This window comes from Pseudoalteromonas sp. KJ63-1, from assembly GCF_055808145.1.
Genome location: NZ_CM147855.1, coordinates 3,425,230 through 3,451,089 on the forward strand (window position 1 = coordinate 3,425,230; position 25,860 = coordinate 3,451,089).

The 25,860-nt window shown below is 40.9% G+C and carries 24 protein-coding genes and 2 pseudogenes; 14 read left to right on the plus strand and 12 right to left on the minus strand.

Features of this window, described 5'->3' with window-relative positions; all coding sequences use genetic code 11:
• Positions 1–63 precede the first annotated feature (63 nt).
• Positions 64–1,824 (minus strand): 30S ribosomal protein S12 methylthiotransferase accessory factor YcaO, encoded by a 1,761-nt coding sequence (ycaO, locus tag AC0L7Q_RS16280; protein ID WP_413401055.1) that lies wholly within the window; start codon positions 1,822–1,824, stop codon positions 64–66.
• 156 nt (positions 1,825–1,980) lie between these two features.
• On the opposite strand from ycaO, the gene AC0L7Q_RS16285 reads away from it, so the two are divergent.
• The 4 genes from AC0L7Q_RS16285 to AC0L7Q_RS16300 all read left to right on the plus strand — a co-directional run bounded on the left by AC0L7Q_RS16285 (position 1,981) and on the right by AC0L7Q_RS16300 (position 7,131).
• Positions 1,981–4,269, plus strand: a complete 2,289-nt coding sequence (locus AC0L7Q_RS16285) for a penicillin acylase family protein (RefSeq protein ID WP_413401056.1) — start codon at positions 1,981–1,983, stop codon at positions 4,267–4,269.
• 75 nt (positions 4,270–4,344) lie between these two features.
• Positions 4,345–5,193, plus strand: coding sequence for an MBL fold metallo-hydrolase (locus tag AC0L7Q_RS16290; protein ID WP_413401057.1), 849 nt, complete (start codon positions 4,345–4,347; stop codon positions 5,191–5,193).
• A gap of 88 nt (positions 5,194–5,281) precedes the next feature.
• The gene (locus AC0L7Q_RS16295; RefSeq protein WP_010392609.1) at positions 5,282–6,814 is read left to right on the plus strand and encodes a bifunctional GNAT family N-acetyltransferase/carbon-nitrogen hydrolase family protein; all 1,533 of its coding nucleotides are present in this window, start codon (positions 5,282–5,284) and stop codon (positions 6,812–6,814) included.
• Positions 6,814–7,131 (plus strand): DMT family transporter, encoded by a 318-nt coding sequence (locus AC0L7Q_RS16300; RefSeq protein WP_010392612.1) that lies wholly within the window; start codon positions 6,814–6,816, stop codon positions 7,129–7,131. Before AC0L7Q_RS16295 ends, AC0L7Q_RS16300 begins: the two co-directional genes overlap by 1 nt.
• Positions 7,132–7,167: 36 nt before the next feature.
• On the opposite strand, the gene AC0L7Q_RS16305 is transcribed toward AC0L7Q_RS16300, so the two are convergent.
• Entirely contained in the window at positions 7,168–8,049 is an 882-nt protein-coding gene (locus AC0L7Q_RS16305) for a multidrug transporter (protein WP_409424322.1), read from the minus strand.
• Between the two features lie 242 nt (positions 8,050–8,291).
• On the opposite strand from AC0L7Q_RS16305, the gene AC0L7Q_RS16310 reads away from it, so the two are divergent.
• On the plus strand, positions 8,292–8,675 hold the full coding sequence (locus AC0L7Q_RS16310; protein WP_054202884.1) for an MAPEG family protein: 384 nt from the start codon (positions 8,292–8,294) through the stop codon (positions 8,673–8,675).
• Between the two features lie 74 nt (positions 8,676–8,749).
• Here AC0L7Q_RS16310 and AC0L7Q_RS16315 read toward each other — a convergent pair whose 3' ends face one another.
• The 3 genes from AC0L7Q_RS16315 to AC0L7Q_RS16325 all read right to left on the minus strand — a co-directional run bounded on the left by AC0L7Q_RS16315 (position 8,750) and on the right by AC0L7Q_RS16325 (position 11,152).
• On the minus strand, positions 8,750–9,961 hold the full coding sequence (locus AC0L7Q_RS16315) for a M56 family metallopeptidase (RefSeq protein WP_413401058.1): 1,212 nt from the start codon (positions 9,959–9,961) through the stop codon (positions 8,750–8,752).
• A 9-nt stretch (positions 9,962–9,970) separates the two neighbouring features.
• Positions 9,971–10,345, minus strand: a complete 375-nt coding sequence (locus tag AC0L7Q_RS16320) for a BlaI/MecI/CopY family transcriptional regulator (RefSeq protein WP_418157323.1) — start codon at positions 10,343–10,345, stop codon at positions 9,971–9,973.
• 117 nt (positions 10,346–10,462) lie between these two features.
• Positions 10,463–11,152, minus strand: a complete 690-nt coding sequence (locus AC0L7Q_RS16325; RefSeq protein WP_413401060.1) for a pseudouridine synthase — start codon at positions 11,150–11,152, stop codon at positions 10,463–10,465.
• A gap of 91 nt (positions 11,153–11,243) precedes the next feature.
• On the opposite strand from AC0L7Q_RS16325, the gene AC0L7Q_RS16330 reads away from it, so the two are divergent.
• Both AC0L7Q_RS16330 and AC0L7Q_RS16335 read left to right on the plus strand, forming a co-directional pair.
• Positions 11,244–11,549 carry a DUF6482 family protein gene (locus AC0L7Q_RS16330; RefSeq protein WP_008109023.1) on the plus strand — a complete coding sequence of 102 codons (306 nt, stop codon included), beginning with the start codon at positions 11,244–11,246 and terminating at the stop codon, positions 11,547–11,549.
• 40 nt (positions 11,550–11,589) lie between these two features.
• Positions 11,590–12,009, plus strand: a complete 420-nt coding sequence (locus AC0L7Q_RS16335; RefSeq protein WP_409424325.1) for a GNAT family N-acetyltransferase — start codon at positions 11,590–11,592, stop codon at positions 12,007–12,009.
• Here the strand turns inward: AC0L7Q_RS16335 and AC0L7Q_RS16340 are convergent.
• From AC0L7Q_RS16340 to lptM, 7 genes and pseudogenes are all read right to left on the minus strand, one after another.
• Entirely contained in the window at positions 11,973–12,383 is a 411-nt protein-coding gene (locus tag AC0L7Q_RS16340; protein ID WP_409424326.1) for a HopJ type III effector protein, read from the minus strand. The genes AC0L7Q_RS16335 and AC0L7Q_RS16340 overlap by 37 nt on opposite strands.
• A 74-nt stretch (positions 12,384–12,457) precedes the next feature.
• A complete protein-coding gene (locus AC0L7Q_RS16345) occupies positions 12,458–13,162 on the minus strand; it encodes an HAD-IA family hydrolase (protein WP_413401061.1) in 705 nt (234 codons plus the stop codon).
• A 21-nt stretch (positions 13,163–13,183) separates the two neighbouring features.
• Positions 13,184–14,125: pseudogene (locus tag AC0L7Q_RS16350) on the minus strand (tyrosine recombinase XerC); the annotation flags it as partial.
• Positions 14,122–14,733, minus strand: a complete 612-nt coding sequence (locus tag AC0L7Q_RS16355; protein ID WP_413401063.1) for a DUF484 family protein — start codon at positions 14,731–14,733, stop codon at positions 14,122–14,124. The pseudogene AC0L7Q_RS16350 and the gene AC0L7Q_RS16355, both read right to left, overlap by 4 nt.
• Positions 14,730–15,560, minus strand: a complete 831-nt coding sequence (gene dapF, locus AC0L7Q_RS16360; RefSeq protein WP_413401064.1) for a diaminopimelate epimerase — start codon at positions 15,558–15,560, stop codon at positions 14,730–14,732. The genes AC0L7Q_RS16355 and dapF overlap by 4 nt, the downstream gene beginning before the upstream one ends.
• Positions 15,561–15,624: 64 nt before the next feature.
• Positions 15,625–16,878 carry a diaminopimelate decarboxylase gene (lysA, locus tag AC0L7Q_RS16365; protein WP_413401065.1) on the minus strand — a complete coding sequence of 418 codons (1,254 nt, stop codon included), beginning with the start codon at positions 16,876–16,878 and terminating at the stop codon, positions 15,625–15,627.
• Positions 16,879–17,058 carry an LPS translocon maturation chaperone LptM gene (gene lptM, locus AC0L7Q_RS16370; RefSeq protein ID WP_413401066.1) on the minus strand — a complete coding sequence of 60 codons (180 nt, stop codon included), beginning with the start codon at positions 17,056–17,058 and terminating at the stop codon, positions 16,879–16,881.
• A 148-nt stretch (positions 17,059–17,206) separates the two neighbouring features.
• On the opposite strand from lptM, the gene cyaY reads away from it, so the two are divergent.
• The 7 genes and pseudogenes from cyaY (at position 17,207) to AC0L7Q_RS16405 (ending at position 25,762) form a co-directional block, all read left to right on the plus strand.
• Positions 17,207–17,530 carry an iron donor protein CyaY gene (gene cyaY / locus AC0L7Q_RS16375; protein WP_008109036.1) on the plus strand — a complete coding sequence of 108 codons (324 nt, stop codon included), beginning with the start codon at positions 17,207–17,209 and terminating at the stop codon, positions 17,528–17,530.
• Complete coding sequence (locus tag AC0L7Q_RS16380; protein WP_198523767.1) at positions 17,527–18,183, plus strand: alpha/beta hydrolase; 657 nt, start codon at positions 17,527–17,529, stop codon at positions 18,181–18,183. The genes cyaY and AC0L7Q_RS16380 overlap by 4 nt, the downstream gene beginning before the upstream one ends.
• A 23-nt stretch (positions 18,184–18,206) precedes the next feature.
• Positions 18,207–19,112 (plus strand): DUF2914 domain-containing protein, encoded by a 906-nt coding sequence (locus AC0L7Q_RS16385; protein ID WP_413401067.1) that lies wholly within the window; start codon positions 18,207–18,209, stop codon positions 19,110–19,112.
• 59 nt (positions 19,113–19,171) lie between these two features.
• Positions 19,172–20,110, plus strand: a complete 939-nt coding sequence (gene hemC / locus AC0L7Q_RS16390; RefSeq protein ID WP_413401068.1) for a hydroxymethylbilane synthase — start codon at positions 19,172–19,174, stop codon at positions 20,108–20,110.
• The gene (locus tag AC0L7Q_RS16395) at positions 20,110–21,948 is read left to right on the plus strand and encodes a uroporphyrinogen-III C-methyltransferase (protein ID WP_413401069.1); all 1,839 of its coding nucleotides are present in this window, start codon (positions 20,110–20,112) and stop codon (positions 21,946–21,948) included. The genes hemC and AC0L7Q_RS16395 overlap by 1 nt, the downstream gene beginning before the upstream one ends.
• The gene (locus tag AC0L7Q_RS16400; RefSeq protein ID WP_409424335.1) at positions 21,945–23,051 is read left to right on the plus strand and encodes a heme biosynthesis HemY N-terminal domain-containing protein; all 1,107 of its coding nucleotides are present in this window, start codon (positions 21,945–21,947) and stop codon (positions 23,049–23,051) included. Before AC0L7Q_RS16395 ends, AC0L7Q_RS16400 begins: the two co-directional genes overlap by 4 nt.
• A gap of 46 nt (positions 23,052–23,097) precedes the next feature.
• Positions 23,098–25,762, plus strand: a pseudogene (locus AC0L7Q_RS16405) (ATP-binding protein).
• Positions 25,763–25,860: the final 98 nt, after the last annotated feature.

Sequence of the window (25,860 nt, forward strand, 5' to 3'; positions counted from 1 at the left end):
GAAACAAAAATGGCGCAGTTAAATATGCGCCATTTTCTTTTTAACTATAAACACGTTTAGATATTATGAATCACTAACTTCGCGTGCCCAATGATGCTGTTTCGCAACATGTAACTTGCGGTAGCCATCCAATAATGCGGCGTGCTTTTTAAAGCCTTCAAGCGATATGCCTGGGAAAGTTAAGCCGTTAAAGCGTGTACGACCTTCTGCAATCTCAATTGCGATGGTTACATTATTAGCGCCAAACATCAGTCCTAAGGCGTCTTGGTAGCTTGTATATTCACGTTCGTCATCGTATTTAATTTCTAAAATAGCTTTTAAACAACGGAAATGACGCATCGCGTCTTCATTAACTTGGCCGGTATGTAAAATCCAGTAAACCCAATCAATCGCTTCTTCGCTGCCTGCGGCTAAGCATAAGTGTGCTTTCAGTTCACCAATACGTAGAGTATGCCAAGGCGTATCGGCATCGGTTGCTAAGCCAATGAATTCAGCAGCGCGAATAATATCGCTATGACCAGCTTCTTCTAGGTTTTCGTAAATTTCCATCAGTTGCTCAGTGTCATATTGATCAAGTGATAAGAAAGTTTCGCGGAATTTAGCGCCTTCGTTGTTATTACGCCAAATAAGCTCATCTACCGGATAAATATCAGACATACCAGGCACTAAAATACGACATGCATACACATTTAAGTGGGTGTAATCCATGATGTAGATATCATGGCCCATGCTGTGAATTAAATCAGTACAGAAGTTATATTCTTGCTCAGTTGAACCACTAAAGTCCCAATGTACAAATTCAAAGTCTGCTTCAGAACGGAAAAAGTCATGAGAAATTAAACCGCTTGAATCAATAAAGTGCAGTTCAATGTTTTCAGGTGTGGCTACTTCGTCGTTGTCAAAAGTGGCAGGTTGAAATACGTCTAGTTGATCTAGGCGACGACCTTGCAGTAGCTCAGTTACCGTACGTTCAAGTGCCACTTCAAATGAAGGATGAGCACCAAAAGAGGCAAATACAGAGCCATCTACTGGGTTGATTAGCGTAACACTCATTACAGGGTATTTACCGCCAAGTGAGGCATCTGCAATACGTAAGTGGAAGCCATGGCTACGCAACTCTTCACAGGCTTCATGAATTTTAGGGTATTGTTTTACCACATCTTCAGGCACGATTGGTAAGCTAATACCTTCAGCAATAATGCGATTTTTAATGGCGCGTTCAAATACCTCAGATAACCCCTGTACACGGGCTTCAAATTTAGTATTACCAGCACTCATACCATTAGAAACAAAAATATTACCAATCACGTTCACCGGAATATAAATATCTTGGCCGTCGCGCTGGCGGGTATAAGGCACAGTACAAATACCACGCTCAAAATTACCAGAATTAAAGTCATAAAGGTGTGAGGCAGTTAATTCACGCTCAGGGTCGAAGTAATCCCATAAGCTTTCATCCATAATCCCTTGTGGTACTTCATCTTCTGCTACTTTAAACCACTTTTCGTTCGGGTAATGAGTAAAGTCACCATTGGCAAATTCTTCACCTAAGTAAAAATCAGCAAAAAAATAGTTACAGCTTAAACGCTCAAAATATTCACCTAGCGCAGAAGCGATAGAGGCTTTATCAGTAGCACCTTTACCGTTAGTAAACATCACACCACAGTCGCTATCTTTTATATGAACTGAATAACAGTTTGCTACAGGGTTAAGCCATAGCGCTTCTTCAATATTAATATTTAGCGCTTTTAGCTTGTTTTGCATGGTAGAGATAGACGATTCTAAATCGCGGTCTTTACCTTTAATAAATGTTTTTTCAGTCATTTTGATCTCAACTAGGTCTGCACAATACATGAACTGTGTATTATCGTGGATTTTGATGTTTATTTCACCCTTTACCCGCTTTTCGTAGCGTTTTTAATAGAACGATTATGAATATATGCTAATAATAGTTTATTGAAAAAGTTGAAGGGTATGTTTATGTTTAAAGTAATCAAACGGTTGCTATTAATTGTTGTGGTTTTAGCGCTTGGGGGGACCGCCATTGTATACGGCGTGTTGACTCTAAGTTTACCTACCCTTGATGGTAAAGGCCGAAGCGATGCGGTAACGCAGCCAGTTAAAGTTGCTCGAGATACGCTTGGCCAAGCTGTTATTACTGCAGCTACTCGCCATGATGCTGCTTATGGCTTGGGTTATGCCCACGGGCAAGATCGCTTTTTTCAAATGGATTTACTTAGACGTAATGCCGCAGGTGAGCTCAGTGAGCTATTTGGTAAAGCCGCGCTCGCTCTTGATAAAAAAATGCGCTTTCATCAATTACGTAAACGCAGCCAAGCGATTTTAAAAACTCTCCCCCAAGCCGATAAGCAACTACTAAAAAGCTATGCACAAGGGGTAAACGAAGGACTTGCGCAAGTAGGGTACCCAAGTTTTGAATACCTACTTACAGGAGCTGAGCAACAACCATGGCAAAGCGAAGATAGTCTGTTAGTTATTTTTAGCATGTATTTAGATTTACAAACCGCTACCTTTGAGCGCGACCAAGCTTTAATTCAAATACAGCAGCAATACGGTGCAAAAATGGTTGAATTTTTAACCCAACCAAGCCAATACCAAGCAGCATTAGATGGCAGTATTTTAACACCTTATTCTCAAACTATACCTCAGTTACCAACGCAGCCATTAGCGGCGATTAAAAGCATTACTGCTAATTTAGAAGTAGGCAGTAATAACTGGGCAGTGACCGCAGATTTAACTAATACGCAAGCTGCGATGCTTTCAGATGATATGCACTTATCAATGGCGGTGCCGGTTATTTGGTATCGAGCGCAGCTTAATTACACTCATCACAATCAAGCTTATCAGGTAACCGGTGTTTCGTTACCAGGGGCGCCTGCCATTGTGGTTGGCAGTAATAATAAAATTGCATGGGGATTTACTAATGGCTATATAGATACAGCCGACTGGATTGCATTAACTGATAGCAGTAAAACATGGCAAGTAAATGAAGTGATTACCTTACCTAATGGCAACAGTGAAAGCTATCCATTAACGCTAAGTGAGTATGGCCCTGTTAAATACATTAACAATCAGCCTTATGCCTTAAGTTGGGCAGCGCATCAGCCGTATGCCGTTGATATGCAATTGTTGCAGCTTGAGCAGGCTGAAACAGTGGATGATGCCCTTAATATTGCAAGTAACGTGGGTATTCCGGTACAAAACTTAATGGTGGTAGATAGTCAAGGCAGTGCAGCTTGGAAACACATGGGCGGTATTCCTGCGCGAACAGCACCTAGTGAATTTGCCATTAATGAAAATGAATATTCAGCAACTTGGCAGCAAAATGAAGTTATTCGCCCGTTTGTTAAAAACCCTGAGAGTGGGCGCTTATGGACAGGGAATTCGCGAGTGGTCTCGGCTGAGGATAATGCGCGTTTTGGTAATGGCGGCTATGCCTTAGGTGCTCGTGCGATGCAAATTCGCGATCGGTTGTTTGAAAAACAGCAGTTTAACGAAGGTGACTTTTATCAATTACAGTTAGACAATCAAGCGCGCTTTTTAACTCCTTGGCATGGCTTATTACTTGAGCAGTTAAAACAGCAGCCAGAACACTATGCAGATTATATCAATGCACTGGATAACTGGCAGCAATGCGCCTGCCCAACCTCCGTTGGTTATACCTTAGTTAAGACGTATCGTGATGAACTAATAAATATTTTATTTAGTAGTATTGAAGCGAGTCTCAATAAGCAGGATGGTACATTGAGTTATGTAAAGCGCGATTTGGAGCCCACCGTTTGGCAGTTAATAAAAGCGCAGCCAGCAAGTTGGGTTAACCCGCAATTTACGAATTGGGAGCAGCAATTACAGGCAGCTTTTGAGCAAACACTCACACAGTTAACAGCAAAGTTTGGTAATAACATGCAAAATTGGCAATGGGGTAAAGTAAACGAATTAGCGATTGAACACCCATTTGCTAAACAAATACCTCTATTGAGTAAGCTACTAAATATGCCTACCGCTCCAGGGTTTGGTGATAGCTATATGCCTGCCGTACAAAAAACCAGTTTTGGCGCATCGCAGCGATTTATTGCCCAACCTGGACATTTAGAAAGTGCGATTTTAACAGTGCCTGGAGGGCAATCAGGGCACCCGCTTTCTGAGTTTTATCGAGCCGGTTTTGATGAGTATGTAGAAGGAAAGCACACCCCATTGTTACCGCAAACATTCATGCATCAAATTGAAATAGTGCCTATCAACGACTAGCTTTGGATGCAGAGTGAGCTAAATAAGTTGCTATCACGTTTTATAACCATGATTATTAATTATAGGGTTACAACAATGAAAAAATTACTACCGGCATTAATAACGACTTTACTACTAAGCAACTACGCGGCGGCGGATGACAACCCAGTTACAGCTAAGCAACTGAGCGAGCATGTATACGTCCTGTACGGACAAGGTGGCAACATTGCAGCCAGCGTAGGGGATGATGGCATATATATCATTGATGATCAGTTTGCCAAACTCTCAGACGATATTAAAAAAACCATTAGCGACTTAAAGCCAGGTAGTGCAGAGTTTGTAATTAACACTCATCATCATGGCGATCACACCGGTGGTAACGAAAACTTTGCTAAAGCCGGAGCCCATGTTATTGCCCACAATAATGTACATAAACGCCTAAAAGAAAAACATGGCGAAGGGTCGGATTACCTACCACGAATTAGTTTTGGTCATGATTTAACACTGCACTTTAATAATGAGCAAGCGCATGTTGTGCATTATCAACATGCTCATACCGATGGCGATGCGGTGATTTTTTTCAATAATGATAATATTGTGCACATGGGTGATATTTACTTTAACTTTGGTAGCCTGCCGTTTGTTGATGTAGACAGTGGGGGTAGCGTTGATGGTGTTTTAGCGGCGGTTGATGATGTGATTAATCAGATTGATGATAAAACCCAAGTTATTCCTGGTCATGGCCCGCTAAGTGACCGTTCAGGACTGATCACGTATCGTAAGCTGGTGCAAAAAGCGAAAGATGTTATGCTAAAAGCAATGCAAAATGACGCCAGTTTAGAGCAGGTACTTAAAGCAGATCCATTGTCAGAACTTGGCCTTGAATATGCTAATTGGTTACCTAAAGAGCGGGTAACCACACTTTTTTATCGCAGTTTAAAGTAGCGCAAAGCGCGAATAAAAACGCATAAACCTAATAAAGCTGAGCATGTGTTCAGCTTTTTTGATTCTTACATGCCCCAAGGAGTTGCGTATGTCGGCAGAAAAAACCCATCTTGAAATTTGTAACTTAACCCGAGAACAATACCCACAAATTAAAACCTTGATGGACGAAGCTTACCCCGACCTAGGCGGCGCATGGCCAAGCCATACTATTTTTAGACTCATCGATCAATTCCCTGAAGGGCAAATAGGTATTGTGGATGATGGCGTGCTGGTGGGTTTAGCGCTGAGTGTACAGGTAGATTATGCGCGTTTTTCAAACCCGCATACCTATGAAGATATTGCCGACGGCCACGACCGCGTATTTAGCGACACCACAGGGGATGCTTTATACGGTTTGGATGTTGCTATTAGTGAGCAATACCGTGGCATGCGTTTAGGACGCCGTTTATATGATGCGCGAAAAGAATTGTGCCGCCAGTATAATTTACGCGCTATTTTAGCGGGTGGACGTATTCCGCGTTATTACAATCACAGCAGTGAAATGACCCCGATGGAATACATTGCTAAGGTCGATCAAAAAGAGCTGTATGACCCCATACTCAGTTTTCAATTAGCCAATGACTTTCAGGTTAAACGATTATTGAAAAAATACTTACCTGAAGATCAGGAGTCGGTCGGTTATGCCACATTACTTGAGTGGAATAACATTATGTATGAGCCAACCGACACCGTTATTGAGTCAACTAAATCAATCGTGCGCGTAGGGGCTGTGCAATGGCAAATGCGCTGTGTTGAATCGGTTGAAGAGATGCTTAAGCAAGTTGAATACTTTGTTGATACGGTATCTGATTACAAAAGCGATTTTATTTTATTCCCTGAGTTTTTTAATGCGCCACTGATGGGATTAACCGAGCAAAGTAATCAAACCGAGGCAATTCGGTATTTAGCCGAATACACAGAGACCTTTAAAAACGCCATGTCGCGTATGGCGATAGAATACAACGCCAACATTATTACCGGCTCAATGCCGCTTGCCGAAGACGATAAAATATATAACGTTAGTTATTTATGCCATCGCAGCGGTAAAATAGACGAGCAACGTAAAATTCATATTACCCCGCATGAACAAAACGATTGGGTGATCCAAGGCGGTGATAAAATTGCTGTATTTGATACAGATGCAGGCCGTGTAGGTATTCAAATTTGTTACGATGTCGAATTTCCTGAGTTGTCACGTATTTTGGCCACCCAAGGTTTGGATATTTTATTTGTGCCATTTTGGACTGACACTAAAAACAGTTACTTGCGTGTACGCCATTGTGCCCAAGCACGTGCCATTGAAAACGAATGTTATGTGGTTATTGCAGGCTCTGTGGGTAACTTACCTGAAGTAGAAAGCTTAGATGTGCAGTTTTCGCAGTCGGCGGTACTAACCCCATCGGACTTTTCATTTCCGCACGATGCCACACTAAATGAAGCCACCACCAATACAGAAATGTTATTATTTAGCGACTTAGATATGGATAAGTTAAAAATTCTTCACAGTGAAGGGACAGTGCGTAACTTAAAAGACCGCCGTCACGATTTGTATGAAGTGATATTGAAAAAGAGAGATATTTAATGGCGTGGATGTATTTAATTATTGCTGGGTTACTTGAGATTGGCTGGCCTATAGGGTTAAAAATTTCTCAAACTCCTGAAACTCGTTGGCAGGGCATCGCGATTGCCATTGCGTTTATGGTCGCGAGCGGCTTTATGTTGTGGTTGGCGCAAAAGCAAATATCTATGGGCACGTCGTACGCAGTATGGACGGGTATTGGTGCTGCTGGTACGTTTTTAGTGGGTATATTATTTTACGGTGATGCCGCCACGTTTGGTCGTATTGCTGGTGTGTTAATGATTATTTGTGGTGTGATCACCCTAAAAATTAGTCATTAGTTATTAAAAAAAGCGCAGGTTGATACCTGCGCTTTTTTAGCTGCTCGGCAGCATTACCAATATCGCAGCCACTGCAATCAATAATAGCCCAGCGCTATCTTGGCGTTTTAGCGGTTGTTTTAACCATAAAACAGCAATCAATATCGTAAAAAATACTTCTATCTGGCCGAGCGTTTTTACATAGGCAACATGTTGCAAGCTCATTGCGCTAAACCAACCTATTGATCCCAAGCAACTAAATATACTCACCGTACAAGTCATGCCCTTATGCTGAAACATAGTTTTAAATGTATCGCGTTCCTTTAAGGCAATATAAATACACAGCATTAGTGTTTGTAAACTAATAACAAGCAATAAAACCCATGCAGGCGCATACGGAAAAGCAATCCCCGAACTCAAGCTGGCTTCTCTGATCCATGACGATGACAACGCAAAGGCGGTACCGCAGGCAAGTCCTGTTAATGCTGTTTTTAAGCTAAAGTGTTTCACATTGGCGATACCACTTAATAGCAATACCGCAATTGCACCAATAAACACGCCAAACCAACCAAGTAATGAAAGCGTTGAGCCAAAAAACAGCAATCCGAGTATGGCCGCCATAAGCGCTTCACTTTTAGCTAGGCCGGCGCCTACAGCAAAATTATTCATTTTAAATAATTTAACCATGAGTCCCGTGGCAATAATTTGCACTATGCTGGCACCAATAATGTAGCTAATAAATAAAGGGTTGAATGAAGGAAAGGGAGCATCTTGGTAATAATAAAGCGCATATAAATACAGCCCAGCAATAGGGCTTGCCATAATAAAGCGGGCTAATGTAACGCCAGCAATGCTCACATGAGTGCTTAATTTACTTTGCAGAGCATTGCGCCATGACTGCATAAATGCGGCAAAAATAGTCAGTAAAATCCAAATCATCTTAAACAACATACAATAAGCGGAGGAGTAATTTAGCAGTACTCTGGCATTAAAGCGACCATCAAAAAGGCATAATGAATATTCATCACCTGCGACAATTTGCCACAGTGACGCACTGCTTAAATCGGCTATAGTGTCTGGGATGTTACTACTAGCCGCCAGAACTCAGGTTATTTATATTTGGCGGCTTTTTTCTATTTGCTGTGTTATTTTGAGTTATAAAAAATAACTTGAGAATGATAATGACAACTTTATTAGTTTGCGCCTTAATGGCAGTGACTATGCCTTATGTTGCAAGAATCCCAGCTATTATAGAAATGAATAAGCTCGGTGGTTACGATAATAAACATCCGCGCCAGCAACAAACACAACTTACAGGACTCGGAGCACGGGCGCTGGCTGCTCATCAAAACTGTTTTGAATCGTTAGCGGTTTTTGCCGTTGCTTTGGCTGCTGTATTAGGCACAAACAATGTTAATGCCGTAACCGAAACTTTAGCGATGACGCATATTGTAGCGCGTATTTTATTTTGTACTTTTTATTATTTAAACCTCGATATTATTCGCTCGATCACTTGGCTGGTAGGCATGGGAACCGCTATTGGCATGATCGCCGTCAGTTTATAACGAGAATAAGCAAAAACCACAAAGCAAGCAGCCTAAAAGGGTGCTTGCTTTATAGTCTTAAACACTTATTCCCATTAATGCGATATGTTAACTCGCTCTATTAAATCACTTTTTGTAACTGTACTGTTGAGTGCAAAATCAAGTTGTATTAGTACGTTTTGTTGTCCCATTGATGAAGGTGTATATTGCCATTGCATCAGTGCTCTTTTTGCTTCTTTGTTAAAGACTGCTTCTGGTTCAGCTTTTACAACAGTAATGTTAGCTGTTTTGCCTGCTGGGGTTATGTCGTATTTTAATACCACTGAACCGCTAATGCCTTGTTCCGCCGCTTGTTTTGGGTAAAGCGGTTCGATTCGCATTACGGGAGCGATAGATGTTTCTTTTTTAGCTGATGCTTCAGGTTGCTTTGCTACTGCTAAGCCACTGAGCAAGCTTGCTGCTATAAGTAACGCGCTTCCTTTTGCTAGGCGCGAATGTGCGCCGTTATGTTTGATATTAGTAAGTCGTTGTAATATGGTTTTTTTATCTCCGTAGTGTGAATAAGCCATCAGACCCGCTGGCGCATTGGCAGCGCAGTTTACTAAGGCTTTGCTGTATAAAATTTGTTGCTGTGTGGTTTTATTACTTAGTACCCGTTCATCACAAGTTAGCTCTTGTAAGCGCCTACAGCTTGCGTATGCCATCCAAGCTAAAGGGTTAAACCACATTAAAATTGTAGCCAGTAATAGCAGCGCATTTGTTAGGTTATCTTTGCGTTTTATATGCACATTTTCGTGCTCTAAAATAAGCGCCAATGTGGCTTTATCAAACAGAGTATTGTAGTTGTGTGGTAAAACTAGCTTGCTATTTAGTACCCCAATTACCATAGGTGTTGCCACTTGATGACTAGTAAAGGTTTTTACCCCTGAGCTTATTTCTGCTTGTAAATTTGTTACTTCACAAAGCTGTAGGTTGCTTACAAATCGGCGGTGAATAATCCAAGTGGCGAATAAAAGCAGCGCCGTAATAACTACATAAAATAGCGCCCAGTTAATACTAATAGTGCTTATTAATGGTTGATTTGGAGTAATGATATAATGACTAATTGGACTGTTTTGTAATGGCCTAATTGCATTGGGTAAATTAGCGATAAGCAGCGAGGCTGGTATTAACCACACTAATTTATAAATAAGCTGCGAACCAATTGCTTTTAAGCCAAAGCGCTCAAGTAAAACAAATCCTGCAAACAACAGACTCAATAATAGTTGTTGCTCTATTAGCCAATTAAAGCTTGTTTGAATAACCATGAGAATCCCTTACTTTTGGTTTTTTTCCCAGTCATCTATGACTTTTTTAAGCTCGTTTATATCTTGTTGAGAGAGTTTTTCTGATTTTGCAAAACCACTTACCAACGGAGCTATACGGCCACTAAAAAAATGCTCAATAAAGTTCTGGCTTTCTTTTTGGGTGTAATCAGCACGATTTATACAGGGGGTGTAAATATATTGGCGGCCTTCTTTTTCGAAGCTAAGCGCTCCTTTTTTAACTAATCGACCAAGTAAGGTTTTAATGGTTTTTTCGTGCCATTGTTTATCATCACTCAAGCGCTCAATAATTTGGCTGGCATTAGCGGGGTAGCTAATCCATAGCGCATCGAGTATTTCAAATTCTGCTTTTGATAATTCGATCATTTTATTGCCTACAAGTGTAATCTTTAATTTAAGACTACACTTGTAATCTATTTTTGCAAGTTTATTTTATATTTTTTAATCGTATTAAAGTGAGGGGGTGGGGGTAGCGTGAGCTTATTAGCCTAAAATGTCGCTTTTATTAATTTTTATAAACTGGTTTTCAGGTAAATTTAAATGGTCTAATAGTAATTCACTTATTTGTACGCGGTATAAATCAATCACTTTGTAACCATAGTAATGCGCCATTTTACGAATTTGTCGATTTAGTCCTTGTTTTAAAATAATACTAAACTGATTGTCAGTGATTTTAGTCACCTCACACGGCAAAGTCATTTGCTTATCGACAGGGACGCCTGCAGCCATTTTTTCACAAAAATGCGCGTCTAATGATTTATTCACAGTGACTAAGTACCGTTTGGGTTGATGAAAGTCAGGGTGGATCAGCTGATTACAAAAATCTCCATCATTGGTCAAAATAATTAATCCGCGCGAGTCTTTATCTAGGCGACCAATAGGGTAAACACGGGTAAGTTGCGGCAAATGATGAATAAGGCTACTTGGGTCGTGTTGATTGAGTTTACAGTCAATCCCTACTGGTTTGTGGTAGGCAAAGTACACTAAATCGGCTGGGCCTTTAAGGGCGTGACCATTAACAATGACATTGTCGCTTTCGTCCACATGATCAATATGGTTTGCGGGGCGATTATTAACCATGACAACACCTTCATCAATCAAACGTGAGGCCTGCTTACGTGAGCACACGCCGGCATGCGCTATGTACTTTGCGAGTCGAATTTTTGGATCCATGATAGCGCGTAATTAAAAAAATCTGATCGCGATTATAGCAAAGCTGCGTATTGATTACTTGGACAGTTAATTTAACAGTAGGTAGGTTAATATGGGTATTCAATTTTCAGAACTAAAAAAGCATCAGCCATTACAAAAAGTGGTGGTTCATTCACTGGAGATGGCCTTGTATCAAGTGTCTGTTGTCATTAATAATGTTGAATACTATGTACAAGAAAGTGATGGTGAATTTGTAAAGGCAGTCAGCCCATTACATATTCAAAAACGCTTTGAAGATATTGCTTATGCGCAAATGATGCTCAGGCATACCAGCGCTTATGATGAAATGTGTGGTCAGCCGGAAAAAATTTCTAGCAATATGCTTGAAGTTCCCTTTGGACAAAATAACCTGTTTTAACATTAGGTATTTGCTAAAATAGGCCTATTTGGAACGCCCAATGTACCTATTGCATGCTGATAATACTGAGCAATTAAACCAAGCACTGCGCGCTAATATGCTTGAGTTTAATGCTCAACACTTCGACGCAGAGCGCCAAGCTCTTGGCTTTAAATATCTCAACAAACAGAATGAATTAGTTGCCGGTATAAGTGGTCATGTATTTGGCAATTGGCTGCTAATAAGTTGGTTGTGGTGTGCTGAATCGGCACGAGGTAAAGGCGTGGCTGACTCGTTGCTAACATCACTTGAAAGTGCGGCAATTGAAATGGGTGCCGTTCATGCTCAGCTTGACACCTTAGATTTTCAAGCCAAACCTTTCTATGAAAAGCGCGGTTATCAAGTTAAATATCAATTAAATAATTATCCGCTCAGCGGTACGCGTTACTTTATGGAAAAGCCGTTATTAGCGGCTAAATAATGCTGATTTGAATACTGCTCTTTTGCGGTTAAAGGCGTGCCATCAAAGCTAATTCCTAAAAACGGTGTTGCCTCCGGTGCTAACATAAACGTACGAATATTCATGTGATCATCGGCATTTTGGTTGTCTAGTACATCTTCACGGTAAAATTTACCAAAACAATCTAAGGTATTTTGTTTACTAAGACCGTTGAGCTTAGCAAATGCAAAAATTTTGCACGAACCGTTATTTTCACTCGCAGAGCTTAATAACCCATGGTTACTGAAGCTGCATGCTGTAAAAATATAGTGCTCATCAATAACGGCCATAGTATCAGCAAAGCTAATACTTTTTGGCTCATCAGCGAGCGTTGTTAAATAATCTGTGAGCGTCATACGCTGTCCTTGTTATTATAATATGGAGTTAATTAACTAACTCTAACTTATATTATTAGTAAAACAAGCATAGGTTATATTAAATGGGTTAACGCATGGATGTTGGTTATTTCAATATCAGCCAGCCCTTTATAGGCATAAGCTTGTGCTTGATTATTTAACCATACAGACTGACAGCCAGCATTGTTAGCACCTTGTACATCGCTATCAAGGCTATCACCTATGTGTAAAATATCACTGTTTTTGATACGTAAATGTGTTGCGGCTTGATCAAATAATGTTGTGTGTGGTTTGGCTTTACCATGCAAGCCAGCTTGTAACACCAGTTCAAATTTATCTTTTAAATTAAATCGCTCAACCTCTACATTACCGTTAGTAATGGCAATTAATTTGTAGTGTTGACTTAGTTTATCAAGCAATATTAGTACATCTTCGCTCACCGTAATATTGCTTCGCTCATCAGCAAACGCTTGATACGCCTTATTTGCATGATGCTCTATATCATCATCTTTAAAACCTAATTCAGACAACACTAAGCGCAAGGTATGCTTACGCCATTGTGTGACGTCATCAATAAGTTCTGGCTGCTGTAGTGCCGCGAGTTCACGGCATTGTTGCCAAAACTGTGGTCCTTGTTTTTTATAGCCTGGTAGCGCATTTAAATAATCAATTTGCGCCTGAACGGCTGCAGTTATGATAGGGCGGTTATCGTACAAGGTGTCGTCTAAGTCAAAACTTAGCACAGAAAAAGGAGAAATTGCGCGATTAAATCGGATCATAGTTGCTGCTCTAGTCGGTTCTTTTTTAGCACGTGGGTGGGTGTTATCGTACACCTTAGCTAAGTGCTGAAAATCTAAATGAGTATAAACTTGGGTTGCAGATAAACTACTGTGACCTAAGAGTTCTTGTACTGCTCGTAAATCCCCAGACGACTCTAAAATATGCGACGCAAATGAGTGGCGTAATTTATGCGGATGAACTTGCGAGCTAATACCTTGCTTAATGCCCCATTCCTGCATGCGTAAACGAACTTGGCGTACAGAAATGCGGTTTTTTTTGCTACTCAAAAATACCGCATGTTCATCTGAGCCCATAAATAGTGGGCGAACTGCTAACCAGTTCTTTAATGCCTCAAGTGCTTTGGAGCCAACCGGTATTAGGCGTTCTTTTGCGCCTTTGCCCCTTACTAATATTTCACCGCTACGAGTGTTTATATCTTGCATGTTAGTGCCAACTAACTCGCTAATGCGTAACCCTGATGAATACATTAGTTCCATCATTGCTTTATCACGCATGGCGAGTGGATCATCATCGGGTATTTCGAGTAAACGAGCCATTTGGTCAACATCAAGGTTTTTAGGTAATGGCCGCGCAAATTTAGGGCCTTTTATGCCCTGTGCCGGATTATGGTAATGCGCTTGCTCAGTAATATTTTTTGCTTTTAAAAATTTATACAAACTACGTATGCAGCTTAATTTTAAGCTGATTGTTCTGCCACTTAATTTTTTTGCCCGCAGTGCCATACTGTAACGACGAATATGCTCACTTTGTACCGTAAACCAATTGTCGCACAGTTTATTAAAGTACAAGGCGGCAAAGCCTAATTGGCTGACATACTGATTAACCGTGTGCGCCGAATACTGGCGTTCAAATTTTAAGTAATCACTAAATAATGTAATGGGTGTACGCCAGTTATCGCTTAAGTCGCTTAAGTCGCTTATATTTGGCGTGTTTTCGCTCATGCCAGTTCCAGTAACCGTATTTGCAATGAGCGCACAAAGTCTAATACAAATAAGTTATCTTGTGAGGGCTCAAAGTGGTTTTCATCGTGGCTGCCAAAAGCCAAAATTGCGTAGGGGTTACTCGGATCACCAATTAAATAAAGTGCGGTCGATTGGGTGTCATTGTTAAAGAGTAAGTCGCGTTCTTGCTGATTTACACGGCCTAAATAATGATTACTATCTGACAGTCGGTGCTTTACTAGCTCTTCAAAGTCACTGTCGTATCTAACGAGCTTGCACTCATTAATAGTCTGGCTCATACAAATAATATTACGTAAGTTACTGGCCAGTGTATTAAAGTCGTAATTACTCCACAGCTGTCGGTGACATTGGCTAAATAAACGATAAACCAGTTCATTCTGGGTCGCATTTTTGCTCATGCTGTCTATTTGATTTTTTAGCTGTGTATTGTGCTCGCGTAATTGACGCTGCTGAATATGCACTAATGAAGTAGCACCCTGTACTTGCTGTTGTAACTCAAGTTGCGCTAACAGCTTAGGTTGCTCAATTAAAAAATCAGGATGCTGTTGTAAGTAGTCTATTACTTGCTGTTTAGTTAACTCACTCATAATGCCACTTGCCCATCAAATACATGTTCAGCGGGGCCAGTCATACGCACTGGATGGCCTTCGCCACTCCAGCGCACTTGTAAGCTACCGCCGGGTAAATCAACTTGTACTGTGCTGGTAAGCTTATTTTGGATAAAACCAATCACCATGGCGGCACACGCGCCGGTACCGCAAGCAAGTGTTTCGCTTACACCGCGCTCCCATACTCTGAGTTTAATGTGCTCTTGAGAAATAACCTGCATAAAGCCAATGTTCGCGCGCTGCGGAAAACGTTCATGGTTTTCAAGCAATGGGCCTAGAGTATCCACTTGGGCTGTTTCTATATTGTCTACTTCCATAACGCAGTGCGGGTTGCCCATAGATACGGCACCACTAAAAACGGTATGTTCTTCTGCGCGAATAATGTAAGTCAGCTCACGTTTGGTTGCTTTGAGTGGAATTTTACTTGGCTCAAAATTAGGGTGACCCATATTAACCGTTACTTGGCCGTCTTTTTCGATATACAGGGTGAGATTACCTGACTTAGTCGACACGCTAATCTTATGTTTATTGGTTAAGCCTTTCATGCGTACAAAGCGGGCAAAGCAACGCGCACCGTTACCACATTGTTCTACTTCGTGGCCGTCAGCGTTAAAAATACGATAGTGAAAATCGAGATCCGGTGAGTAAGGGGCTTCAACCATCAGTAGTTGGTCAAACCCAATGCCGAAATGGCGATCGGCCAGCTTTTTGATTTGATCACGGGATAAAAAAACGTTTTGTGTAATGTTATCAATCACAACAAAGTCGTTACCTAAGCCGTGCATTTTGGAAAAATTAACTAACATAGCGCTCTAATTCGGTTTTGCTCTGTGCTAATCATGCCACAGAGCAGCTAGTTGGCAAAAACGTTTATGGTAAAACTTTCTCACCTTGGTATAGGCTTTCGATAGTTTCGCGTTCGCGAATAAGGTGATGTTGCTCACCATCAACCATTATTTCAGCAACCCGTGGACGTGAGTTATAATTTGAGCTCATAGTAAAACCATAGGCTCCAGCGCTTCGCTGTACTAACAAATCACCTTGTTTGAGTGCTAATGGGCGATCTTTACCTAAAAAGTCACCTGTTTCACACACCGGCCCAACCACATCATAAGTGTGGATAGGTGTTTCGTCATCACGCACCGATACAGGAATAATTTTTTGCCATGCTTGATACAGTGATGGGCGCAACATGTCGTTCATACCCGCATCGACAATCGCAAAATATTTGTCTTGGTTTTGCTTAATAAACTCAACTTGTGTTACTAAAATACCTGCGTTTGCGGCAATGGCTCGTCCAGGCTCAAAAATCAGTTCTAGGTGACGGTAATTCGCAAGGCGCTGCGTTACTTGTGCTGCATATTCACTTGGGTGTGGGGGCTGCTCATCATCATAGGTTACTCCAAGTCCTCCACCTATATCTAAATGGCTTAGCTCAATACCTGTATTTTTTAATTCATCAATTAATGCCAGTAGTTTATCAAGTGCCTCTAAAAACGGTTTGGTTTGTGTAAGCTGTGAGCCAATGTGGCAGTCTACGCCAACAATCGTTAAGCCAGGTAACGACGCAGCATGTTGATACACGCTTAAAGCAGACTCGATACCAATGCCAAATTTGTTCTCTTTAAGCCCAGTGGAAATATACGGATGTGTTTTGGCATCAATATCGGGATTAACACGAATAGAAATTGGCGCGTCTAAATTAAGCTCGCAGGCTACTTCAGAAATGCGCTCAAGCTCTGAAATCGACTCAACATTAAAACATTTAATACCTACTTCTAACGCATAAGCAATTTCGTCAGCCGTTTTAGCAACCCCAGAAAATACCACTTTGTTAGCAGCGCCTCCGGCTTTTATTACCCGTGCTAATTCGCCTTTTGAGACAATATCAAAACCCGCACCAAGTCGTGCCAATATATTTAACACCGCAATATTTGAATTTGCTTTAACGGCATAACACACTAGGCTTTTGTGATCTTTAGCCGCATTAGCAAACGCTAAATAATGGCGTTCAAACGTGGCTCTTGAATACACATAACATGGCGTGCCATAGTGCTGTGCAATGGTTGCTACGCTGACATCTTCAGCAAATAGTTGGTTGTTTTTATAATTAAAAAAATCCATTTACTGCTCCTGTTGTTGCTCGACGGGTGTTTGTTTATTAGGGATGTCAGTTGGCTGGTTTTGCTCAGCAGGCTGCTCGGGTAAGTACAGCGGGCCGCTTTGGCCACAGCCAGCTAATGCACACAACAATACGGTGCTGATTAATAGTTGTTTTAATTGTAAGGTATATGTCGCTTTCATTAGATTAATACGGTTGCTGGCTTTATAATCGCAGAGTAACAGAATATCTAAAAAATGCAGCTATTCGCGGATGATTTTATTCCTGTTACACTAGCTCTATAAACATGCACCCATTATTTAGGCGCCTCGCCTGCAAAGGAAATTAACGATGACTGATCACGAATATCACCAGTTAGCAGAAGCTCTTATGTTCACTATTGAAGAACAAGTTGATGATTGTGAAGCAGATTTAGATTATGAATCGGCTCAAGGTATTTTAGAAATTATTTTTCCAGATCGCAGTAAGATTGTGATTAATAAGCAAGCCCCTTTGCACCAAGTATGGGTAGCAACAAAATTCAATGGCCATCATTTTGAAATGCGTGATGGTCAATGGATTGATAACCGCTCGGGTGCAGAGTTTTGGAGCTTCATTAACGAAGCGTCTACACGCCAAGCGGGTCAAGAAATTAAATGGCAATCAACACTATGAGTTTAGGGTTTGTAGAATACCCAGCGCAAAGCACCCATAAAGCCACGGTTATCTGGCTGCATGGCTTAGGTGATTCAGGTGATGGTTTTGCACCTGTTGCCCCGCAGCTCGATTTACCTACTGAGTTAGGGGTGCGTTTTGTTTTTCCTCATGCGCCTATGCAGGCTGTCACTATTAACGGTGGTATGCAAATGCGCTCATGGTACGACATTAAATCTATGGATTTAGATAAACGTGCTGATGAGCAAGGGGTTAGAGAATCAGCAGCCAAAGTTGAGCAACTCATTACACAAGAAATTGCTAACGGCATACCTGCGAGTAAAATTATTTTAGCGGGCTTTTCGCAAGGTGGCGTTGTATCGCTGCATTTAGCACCGCGTTTAGAACAAAAGCTGGCTGGTGTAATGGCGCTGTCAACCTACATGTGTGTGCCACATAAATTGGCAGATGAAGCAAAACAAACACAGTTAAATATATTTATGGCTCATGGTAGCCAAGATGACGTTGTACCGCATAGCGCGGGTAGAAGTGCGTTTGAAGTATTATCAACGCATAACATGGATGTAAGTTGGCAAGAATACCCAATGGGGCATCAGGTTTGTACACAAGAGTTACAAGCTGTGCGCCAATGGTTAATTTCTCGCTTAAGTTAGTTTAGGAGCCGCTGAGGGTCAAAATGAGTCAAAAAATAGTAATAACAGCAAATGTAAAACGCGAACCATCTACTAGCAAACCCAACGTGAGCTATGAGTGGCATTGGCGTCGGATTGTGAGTATTTCTATGTTGGTGATTATGACCTCTGCAGCGGTTATTTACGGTCTTTCTAGCGCTGTGAATGCTGACCAAGGGACGCCGCATCCTAATGAGCAGTCTGATTTAACTGAGCAACAAGCAGCAATTGTGTCGCTAAACGATGATATTGCAGCATCAGTAGAGAGTGAAAAAGCCACAGATGCCGATGAGGAGCCGGTGAGCAGTGTCGCCGTTGTAGACCCTAAAACTATTTCCTTGGATGAGCAAAAACCAGCCCCTATTACTGAACAAGTACCATCAGAGTCTAAAGTTCAACAAAGTATTATTAAGCAAGAAGTAGAGCCAACGACCACTGCTGAGCCTGATGAGGCAACCATTGCAACAATAGCCACTCAAGCCCCTGACGTTGAAAGTGTTAGTGCACAGCCTGCAGAGCAAAAAGAATTTGCTGCATCTGCAAATATTGCCAGCGTGGCCATTGGTGCCAAAATAGATACTGCTACTATAAGCCGTGCAGTTCTGACTCGCAGTGTCAGTAACCGTGAGCCAACCAATGTATTTGCCGCCGATGTGCGTTTAAATCAATTTGAAGAGTCGCTGTCATTTTTTAGTGAGCTTAAAAACTTACAGGGCCAGCAGGTAAAACATGTGTGGCTATTTGAAGGTGAAGTAATGGCTGAAGTGGCACTTAAGGTCACTTCTCCGCGTTACAGAACGTACTCAACTAAAAATATTATGGATACTCAATTAGGGCATTGGCGCGTTGATGTAGTTGATGAAAACGGGCTGCTCATCGCTCAAAAAGAATTTAGAGTTTTAGCAAATTAAATAGCCTTAGATTGAATAAGTTTTAATCCCAAAAGCTAGTAATTATTAATGGATATTTTATGACTGAAAAAACAAAGTTAGTTCGCATTGCCACTCGTAAAAGTGCATTGGCACTCTGGCAGGCTGAATTTGTAAAAGCACAGCTAGAGCATTTTCATGATGACGTGCGTGTAGAGCTCGTGCCAATGTCGACTCAAGGTGACATTATTTTAGATACACCACTAGCTAAAATTGGCGGCAAAGGTTTATTTGTAAAAGAGTTAGAGCAAGCCATGCTAGATGGCCGTGCAGATATTGCAGTGCATTCAATGAAAGATGTGCCGGTAGAGTTTCCGGATGATTTAGAGTTACACACCATTTGTGAGCGTGAAGACCCGCGTGATGCATTTGTATCAAATAATTTTGCCAATATTGATGCGCTTCCACAAGGCGCTATTGTGGGGACTTCAAGTTTACGTCGCCAGTGTCAAATTAGAGCGATGCGTCCGGATTTAGAAATTCGTGACTTACGTGGCAATGTAAATACACGTTTAGCCAAGCTTGATAGCGGCCAATATGATGCCATTATACTCGCTGCTGCAGGGCTAATTCGTTTAGAAATGGGTGAACGCATTCGTGATTTTATTGAACCAGAAGTCTCTTTACCCGCTAATGGCCAAGGCGCTGTAGGCATTGAGTGTCGTATAGACGATACTGTGACAAAAGCATTATTGGCGCCACTTGAGCATAACGAAACACGTATTCGTGTTAACGCTGAGCGCGCAATGAACCGCCATTTAGAAGGGGGCTGCCAAGTGCCAATTGGTGCTTATGCATTGGTTGATGGCGAGCAAGTACACTTACGTGGCTTAGTCGGTGCGATTGATGGCAGCGAAATTTTACGCGATGAAATTAGCGGTCACGTTGATGATGCTGAAAATTTAGGTATAGAGCTAGCTAAAAAACTATTAGCACAAGGCGCAGATAAAATTCTAGCTGACGTATATCGAGACGCATAATGAAACATATCCTGATAACTCGGCCCGAAGGAAAAGGCGCAGCCCTTGCACAGCAACTTGAGCAAGCGGGTTATCAAGCGTCTTTATATCCTGTTTTAAAAATAACCTACTTAACGCCAACAAATGTTGAATTAAGCCCGCTGGTAAACGCCGACAAAATTATTTTTGTTTCACAGGATGCGGTGCATGCATTAAATGAACTTAAGCCTGCAATTAATACCAAAGCACAGTTTTATGGGGTAGGCCAACAAACAGCCGATACCATTTATGAAGTATTTGGTGTGCGCGCGGCTTTGCCAAAACAACATGACTCTGAAGGGTTACTCGCACTTAAGTCTTTGGCTGATGTTGACGGCAGTAATATTGTGTTAGTAAAAGGGATTGGCGGGCGACCTGAAATAGCAAAAACCTTGAAGCAACGTGGTGCTCATTTAAATAATTGTATGGTGTATCAACGTAAACCAGTAGAGCCTAGCTCAGCTAACTGGATAGACCACTGGCAAAGCCAGAATGTACACGGTATAGTCATTACAAGTAATGCTGCAGTTGACGCCATATTTAATACTATTTCAGCGGCGCAACTAACATGGTTACAACAGTGCGAGTTTTATGTTGCCAGTGAGCGCATTGGTGCTTATTTACAACAACAAAAAATAAATTCGACCCATATACACACTGCGGCAGGAGCTAGCGACCAGGCTATGTTTACCTGCATTAATCAGCAAGGTAGCAAAATGAGTGAACAGTCAGCGACGTCAAAAGTAGAAAAAGAAGCGAAGCCAACAGCAAAGAACACCTCAAATACGACTAAAAGTGAGTCTGCAAAAGCGAATAACCAAACGCAAAATATTCCTCAAAAAGTAAGTAAAGTAGGTAGCGTTGCGTTAGTGATTTCCTTGCTTGTTGCCAGTGGTGTGGGTTATGAGTTTTATCAAAAGCTTAATGCCGGTAAAGTGCAAAATTTAGCGGTTAATGCATTAACAGAGCAAAATAAGATATTGCAGCAAGAGCTGCAAACGCTTAAGTCTGAGCAACTCAGTTTGCAACAAGCGTTGCTTAATAGCGAAGAGCAAATCGCTATGGCACTCAATGAGAACTCTGTAAAAAATCAACAAGTATTAAAAGCCGCACTGCAAAAGGTACAACAAAGTGGTAATACATTAAATCCACAAGAGGTCACCAGCTTGCAGCGCATGGCTGAATTTAAACTGTGGGCAGAACAAGATTACCCAGGCACAAGTGCCGTGCTTAAACGTTTAGACTCATTGTTAAGCGACCACTCTGGTACGCTTGAGTTGCGTCAAGCAATTACACAAGACATTCAAACACTCGATAATATTAAACCCGTTGCGACAGAAGCGATTTATTTACAATTAAACAGTGTAATAAAACGTATTGATGACTTGGTATTTAATGCGGTTAATTTGCCTGAAGAGGCGAGTATAAGTGATGAGAACGCACTCTCTGAAGATGTCAGTGATTGGCAGCAAAACATTCGTAATAGTTGGAATAAAATAGTCGATAGCTTCATTACTATTCGCCATCACGAAGGTGTATTAATTGAGCCATTATTAACTGACAGGGAGCGCCATTTAATTACCCAACGCATTAAGCTTAATATTACTCAAGCGCAAGACGCATTAATGAGTAAGCAAGCAAGTATTTATTTTAACGCTTTGAATGATACAAAACGTTTGGTTAATGAATACTTTAAGCGAGATGACGATGCAACAAAAGTAGTAATACAGACCTTAGCCAACCTTGAAAAAGAATCGCTTAATTTTAATCCTGAAGTGATACTGCAAAGCACTCAACAGGTGAAGGAGTGGGCACAATGATAGGACTGATTATTTTCATTGTCGCTATTGTGTTGGTGCTAGCGATTACTCCCTTTGTGTTAGATGAAAAAGGCTATGTGCTGATTTCATTTAACAATACCACCATAGAGGGGACGATTGTTTCATTTTGTATAATGGCAGCACTGAGTGCGGCAGCTTTGTATTTAACTTACAAGCTAGTGCGTTATTGTTTATCTATTTACAGAAACACTAAGCATGGTTTTTTTGCGCGAAGCCAAGAGCGTAAACATGCGGCTATAGAGCAAGCATTGTGGAGTCTCATTAATGATGATTACGAGCAAGTAGAAAGTGCGCTATCAAGCAATAGTGTGCCTGCTAAATTTACCGATATACGTTTAGCGTTATTAGCAAAAACCGCACTGGCAAATAACCAGCCTGATAAAGCGCTTGAACGTTTGTTTGAAATCAGCCCAGAGCAACAACTTAAAGTGGCTAAGTTATGGTTAGCTAGTGGCGACAGCAGTGTAATTGAACCGCAAATACGGGTGGCAGCAGAATCTAAAAAAGCCACGGTACTTGATTTGAAGTTGTACACCGAAGTTTTAGTGCAGCAACAGCATTTTAAATTGCTTGAAGACTTTTTACCGCGTTTATTGCGTAAAAACGCCTTGAATGATACCCAATGGCAGCAAGTTTTTTTAGCTTATTTTGCTGCGCAAGCAAATGATGAGTTAACCGCTAAATATCAACATTTAGGTAAAAAGTTGCAGGCGCATGCGCACACGGCTTATTTAACTCAAATGGCTAAAGCAGGACAATTAGCAAGCATCGAAGATGAGCTAGTTAAATTACTCAAGCAAAAACAGTATGAACAACTGGCTTACATTTTAAGTGAAGCTGCACCAAGTAGTGCTTATAAGTTGCAATCAAGCATTCAAGAGCGACTGAAAAAAGATGAGCATAATAATGCGTTACTATTAGCGTTAGCGTGTTTAGCTAATGCGCAAGGTGATTACGACTTAGCCGCACGTGTTTTTGACAAAGCACTCAATAGCGAAAATAAAGCACAGTACCGACAACAAGCGATATTAAGTTATAAACACAGTGCACAATTAGATAAGGCACTTGTACTCTACCAATAATCAATTATAGTTATAAATCAATAATAAAAGCGCAGGAGCGACGGTTGTGAAAAATGTATTTACATTATCTTTTAGCCTCGCATGCGCTTATTTCTTTAGCGGTTACCTGAGTAATTTTTTATTCGCCGTTAATGGTTATGCGGTTGCGTCTTGGCCTCCAGCCGGTATTGCGCTAGCGAGCTTTTTACTATGGAAGCGCCGTGCTTATGCGGGGATTTTTGCAGGCGCAGCTTTTGTTAATTTAATTCACTTAGACAATGTTGCTGATATTTTAAATTGGCAAGTCTTATTGCAAGCTATTGCCGTCAGCTGTGCTGTTTTTTTCAGGCGTGGCTAGGTGCATTCCTCATTATCAGAGTCATTAAAGTCCCCCTTAATTTATCTTCTCTTAGACTTAGTATTCAAAGCTTGGTGATTGGTGGGCCGCTATGTTGTGTAATAGCGGCAGGTGTTGGAACCAGTCTACTTTTTTCAATAATATAATTAGCCCACCTGCTGCGCTTAGTACCTTTATTACCTGGTGGATAGGTGACTCAATTGGCGTACTTGTTTTTACTCCATTGGTATTGGCCATATTTAACTATTCGCAGTTACGTCATCGACTACAGGTTATTTTGCCTGCGTTACTTATTTACGCCATTATTAGCGTTAGCTTTTATGGCGCAGCAAGTGTAAAAAAACAAAAAGACGTTCAAAAGCAAGAAGATAAAGTGTTGATGGCACAAAGTGCCATTAATCAAAAGTTAGATGAAGTGGCTGCTCATCTATCTTTGTTAGGTGCATTTTTAGCAAGTAGTGATCAGGTTATTCTCGATGAGTTTAATCATTTTACCTCTAAGCAGTTGAGCTACAATGAAGAAATTTTAGCGTTAAATTGGGTGCCAATGATCACAGCTAATTCTATTAACGAACCTGCCCACTGGGACAAAAGTGTTGTTATAAAGCAAAGGATGGCGAATGGTCAATGGCAACCCGCGCTCTTTAGCAATACTTATTACCCCATAAAATATATTTACCCCATAAAGAATATGCAAGATCTGCTGGGCTTTGATTTGAACTCTGATTTACATATTCGTGATGCACTCAATAAAGCAAAAATTCTTAATGAGCTGGTATTGAGTGAGCCATTTAAGCTAGCCCCTGCAGACGAGGAATTCAGCGTGCTTTTCATTTCTCCTGTCTTTGGTGCTCCTGATATTGAAGGTGACTTTAAAGGGTTTGTAATTGCCTTGGTGAGTTTAGCTAAGTTGTCTGAGGCACTTTCGTTTGATAGCGGTAATGAAGTTGCGATTGGTTTTACTGATATAAATAAAGCAGATAATAAACAGGCTCTTTATAGCGTTGAGCATGACTCAATGACGTTGCTAAAAGATTATCAGTTGTTAATTGGCCATCGGTTGTGGCAAGTAGAAATATATCAACCTAAGACGCAATCAACCTGGCTAATTTATTGGCTAGCACAGATAGTAGGCATGCTATTTGTTTGGCTATTGATTATGTTTTTAATTTCAGTGGTCGCCACCAATGTTCGTATACGCGAACAAGTTGCAAAGCAAACACTGACTTTGCGTCAGGAAAAGCAGAAAGCGGATGAAGCCAGTGAGATAAAAAGTCAGTTTTTAGCTAATATGAGCCACGAAATTCGTACCCCAATTAACGGTATTAAAGGCATGCATTACTTAGCACTGCAACAGCAGGACTGGTCATTAGCAAAAACTTACATAGAGCAAGCTGACGGTGCGGTCAGTGTCTTATTGAGAGTGCTAAATGATGTGCTCGATTTTTCAAAAATGGAGGCAGGTAAACTTGAGTTAGTGCAGGAGCCTGTGGAGCTAAAGTCTCTAGCAAAAGAAGTTATGAGCTTAATGCAGTTTGAAGTTAGTAATAAGCCTTTGTCACTACAAGTTGAGGTTGATCATGATGCTCCTTTAGTTGTTAATACCGATCCTATTCGTTTAAAGCAGGTGCTGCTGAACTTATTAAATAATGCCGTTAAGTTTACTGCTAAGGGTAGTATCACATTAAAGGTTTGGCAGTCAGCAAAAATGACTTATTTTAGTGTCAATGATACGGGGATTGGGATTAGTGAGGAGGCACAAAAACAGCTATTTAACCCATTCTCTCAGGCTGATAGTTCAACCTCACGCCAGTTTGGTGGCACAGGGCTTGGTTTAAGTATTTGTAAAAAATTAGTAGAGCTGATGGGAGGAGCAATTGATTTAAAAAGTAGTGAGGGTCACGGCTCTACTTTTACCTTTAGTTTACCGCTCCATTCTCCGCTACCTAAAGCACAATACTATTCAGGTAAGTTAGATAAAATAGATATAAGCAACCTATCACTAGCGAAGTATCGCTTACTACTCGTTGAAGACAACCCATTAAATCAACATGTGGCTACCGCTATTTTAGAAACCAAGCAGGGTGTTGTAGATATTGCTAATAACGGACTTGAAGCGATTAAAATGCTAAGCGATAAAAGATACGACTTAGTATTAATGGATATTCAAATGCCACAAATGGATGGCTTAAAAGCAACAAAAGTGATTCGTAATGAGTTAGGCTTTTTAGATTTACCTATTATTGGCCTATCTGCTAATGCGCACGAAGAAGATGCTAAAAAAGCGATTAACGTGGGAATGGATAACTATATAACTAAACCTATTGATGCAGATGCACTGTTTAAAATGATTTGGTTTTATTTATCACGTTAACTCTTTTTATATAAAAAGCAGACATAAGACCTCCAAGCGCTATTTTAAGTATTCTACACTTGAAATATTACTGTACCTGCGTATCATTCGCGCAATTT

Coding starts and splice junctions, on each gene's coding strand:
- hemC (WP_413401068.1), top strand. CDS start 19,172: ATGACTGAAAAAACAAAGTTAGTTCGCATTGCCACTCGTAAAAGTGCA.
- AC0L7Q_RS16340 (WP_409424326.1), bottom strand. CDS start 12,383: ATGACGCTCACAGATTATTTAACAACGCTCGCTGATGAGCCAAAAAGT.
- lptM (WP_413401066.1), bottom strand. CDS start 17,058: ATGAAAGCGACATATACCTTACAATTAAAACAACTATTAATCAGCACC.
- lysA (WP_413401065.1), bottom strand. CDS start 16,878: ATGGATTTTTTTAATTATAAAAACAACCAACTATTTGCTGAAGATGTC.
- AC0L7Q_RS16305 (WP_409424322.1), bottom strand. CDS start 8,049: ATGATTTGGATTTTACTGACTATTTTTGCCGCATTTATGCAGTCATGG.
- AC0L7Q_RS16320 (WP_418157323.1), bottom strand. CDS start 10,345: ATGATCGAATTATCAAAAGCAGAATTTGAAATACTCGATGCGCTATGG.
- ycaO (WP_413401055.1), bottom strand. CDS start 1,824: ATGACTGAAAAAACATTTATTAAAGGTAAAGACCGCGATTTAGAATCG.
- AC0L7Q_RS16325 (WP_413401060.1), bottom strand. CDS start 11,152: ATGGATCCAAAAATTCGACTCGCAAAGTACATAGCGCATGCCGGCGTG.
- cyaY (WP_008109036.1), top strand. CDS start 17,207: ATGACTGATCACGAATATCACCAGTTAGCAGAAGCTCTTATGTTCACT.
- AC0L7Q_RS16315 (WP_413401058.1), bottom strand. CDS start 9,961: ATGGTTATTCAAACAAGCTTTAATTGGCTAATAGAGCAACAACTATTA.
- AC0L7Q_RS16330 (WP_008109023.1), top strand. CDS start 11,244: ATGGGTATTCAATTTTCAGAACTAAAAAAGCATCAGCCATTACAAAAA.
- AC0L7Q_RS16395 (WP_413401069.1), top strand. CDS start 20,110: ATGAAACATATCCTGATAACTCGGCCCGAAGGAAAAGGCGCAGCCCTT.
- dapF (WP_413401064.1), bottom strand. CDS start 15,560: ATGTTAGTTAATTTTTCCAAAATGCACGGCTTAGGTAACGACTTTGTT.
- AC0L7Q_RS16385 (WP_413401067.1), top strand. CDS start 18,207: ATGAGTCAAAAAATAGTAATAACAGCAAATGTAAAACGCGAACCATCT.
- AC0L7Q_RS16355 (WP_413401063.1), bottom strand. CDS start 14,733: ATGAGTGAGTTAACTAAACAGCAAGTAATAGACTACTTACAACAGCAT.
- AC0L7Q_RS16285 (WP_413401056.1), top strand. CDS start 1,981: ATGTTTAAAGTAATCAAACGGTTGCTATTAATTGTTGTGGTTTTAGCG.
- AC0L7Q_RS16335 (WP_409424325.1), top strand. CDS start 11,590: ATGTACCTATTGCATGCTGATAATACTGAGCAATTAAACCAAGCACTG.
- AC0L7Q_RS16310 (WP_054202884.1), top strand. CDS start 8,292: ATGACAACTTTATTAGTTTGCGCCTTAATGGCAGTGACTATGCCTTAT.
- AC0L7Q_RS16380 (WP_198523767.1), top strand. CDS start 17,527: ATGAGTTTAGGGTTTGTAGAATACCCAGCGCAAAGCACCCATAAAGCC.
- AC0L7Q_RS16290 (WP_413401057.1), top strand. CDS start 4,345: ATGAAAAAATTACTACCGGCATTAATAACGACTTTACTACTAAGCAAC.
- AC0L7Q_RS16345 (WP_413401061.1), bottom strand. CDS start 13,162: ATGATCCGATTTAATCGCGCAATTTCTCCTTTTTCTGTGCTAAGTTTT.
- AC0L7Q_RS16295 (WP_010392609.1), top strand. CDS start 5,282: ATGTCGGCAGAAAAAACCCATCTTGAAATTTGTAACTTAACCCGAGAA.
- AC0L7Q_RS16300 (WP_010392612.1), top strand. CDS start 6,814: ATGGCGTGGATGTATTTAATTATTGCTGGGTTACTTGAGATTGGCTGG.
- AC0L7Q_RS16400 (WP_409424335.1), top strand. CDS start 21,945: ATGATAGGACTGATTATTTTCATTGTCGCTATTGTGTTGGTGCTAGCG.